This window comes from Aneurinibacillus aneurinilyticus ATCC 12856 (genome assembly GCF_000466385.1).
GTDB lineage: Bacteria > Bacillota > Bacilli > Aneurinibacillales > Aneurinibacillaceae > Aneurinibacillus > Aneurinibacillus aneurinilyticus.
In genome coordinates, this window is sequence record NZ_KE952892.1 from 78,791 (window position 1) to 80,559 (window position 1,769).

General features: G+C 37.4%; 2 protein-coding genes. Both read left to right on the plus strand.

The features are described from left to right. The first annotated feature begins 85 nt into the window (after positions 1-85). Positions 86-742: a hypothetical protein gene (locus HMPREF0083_RS22405; protein WP_040304478.1), complete on the plus strand. Its 657-nt coding sequence runs from the start codon at positions 86-88 to the stop codon at positions 740-742. A 210-nt stretch (positions 743-952) separates the two neighbouring features. After that, positions 953-1,753 carry a hypothetical protein gene (locus tag HMPREF0083_RS22410; RefSeq protein ID WP_040304479.1) on the plus strand — a complete coding sequence of 267 codons (801 nt, stop codon included), beginning with the start codon at positions 953-955 and terminating at the stop codon, positions 1,751-1,753. Positions 1,754-1,769 lie beyond the last annotated feature (16 nt).

Consider the following 1,769-nt stretch of genomic DNA (forward strand, 5'->3'; position numbering starts at 1 on the left):
TGAGCTGAAATCTATCGTTTGGTAAATAATGACTTAGTACAACGCAATATCGCCATTTTGTTTAATTTTAAGGGAGGGAAGAAGTTTGCATATTACTAAAAAGATATTGATGCTTCTTTTTGTCTTTTGTATTACTGCTAGTTTATCCGACTCTAAGGTATTAGCAGGAAATTATCAGACAGTAACTAAAAATTTTTTTGGTTACTATAATTCAGACTTATACCAATGGGTAGATGCCGGGAAATCTGTAACATTAGGTTCGATTTCAGCTAGTTCTGGATATTATATAACGGAAGTTGCGCCGTCTCATACCTTCTCTGGAATTGATTGGGACGCTCGTAATGCTGGTGGTGGCACTACCTACTCATTAAATGTAACATTAGAATTTAGAGCAGGAAGCCCTGGCGGACCTATACTATCAAGTCAAAACTTTTCAAATTCTAAATGGGGTGAGAATCCACCATTTGGGTTATTTACACCTTTCTCTGTTCCGAATGAAGATAGGATTTATCTTGTGATTAAAAATAATGGACATGGCGGGGGTGTACACCTATTCATTAAGACACCTTCAAGCAAGACAGATGTAACTGTAGTAGAGTTCGATAAAACAACAAAAGATTTGACAGATAAAATAGATGCAGCGAAAAAGGCAGCAGAAGAAGGACGGGATGCTTCGAAAGAAGCTTCGCAAAATGCTTCAGTGCAGATAAAAATAAGCAAAATACCTTGGAAAAACGTCTAAAATAGCCGATTTGGCAGCTACAAGCATCATTTTTAGTCAAAACGGAGTAAAATTCTCACTATTTTAGATGTTTTATACAGGGTATTTTTTATTTTCCTGTAAATATAAAGGGGAAAGAAGGGATGGAAATGAGCTGAAATCCATCGTTTGGTAAATAATGACTCAGTACAACGCAATATCGCCATTTTGTTTATTAAAGGAGCTGGTGAAATGAGAGTTTTAAAGATGGTATTTTGTTTGATATTGTTGTTTTTCTTTATGGGGGAAGGATTTACAGCTTCAGCAGCTGAAGGCCCTATCAAAAAGGTAATGACTGTTAACCAAACATATAAAGCTGCATTTACCTCTGATAGTGGAAATAACCACTGGTGGTGGAGTGCCTCTCAGCTTCCGAATCCTGGGGGAGTCTATGTAATAACAAAAATCAATGGGAGTATGAAGCTAACTGGAACAGCATATGACCCTGAGATACACTTAGCTTCTGGAGATAACAGTCAAACAGAATACATGGTACATGATGTTTTGAATAGGGAGCTAAATTATACGAAGGGGGAAGGTGTTGGATTTCGATATCTTTTCTTGGGTATAAGAGGGGAATCTTATACTAATTATGGTGTGGAAGTTACAATCAATACCATTGAATACCTGTCTTATCCAATGAATGTAGATGTTAAATTGACACCTGAAAAATATGTAGAATTAAGAATCACAAGTCCAGGTGGTTTTTATAGCATACCTAAAATAAAGACAAGGGTTGAGGTAATTAGCGATGGAAATCGACTTTTATCTGGCTCCAATGCAGGAACCTCTACCTACACTGACACATCTGTCAATATAGGTAGGACTTATAAATATCGGGTATATGCCGGAGCCACGGATGATACTTATAGGGGTCTGAGTATACTTGGAGATTATTCAATCCTGGTCCCATCTCCAATGGATGAGACAAAAGAAATCGCTGAACAGGCTCGTGACGCAGCTCGTGAAGCTTCGCAAAATGCTTCAGTGTAGATAAAAATAAGCAAAA

What these genes read in the sequence shown, in the direction of transcription:
- HMPREF0083_RS22410 (WP_040304479.1), top strand. Translation starts at nt 953, where the DNA reads ATGAGAGTTTTAAAGATGGTATTTTGTTTGATATTGTTGTTTTTCTTT.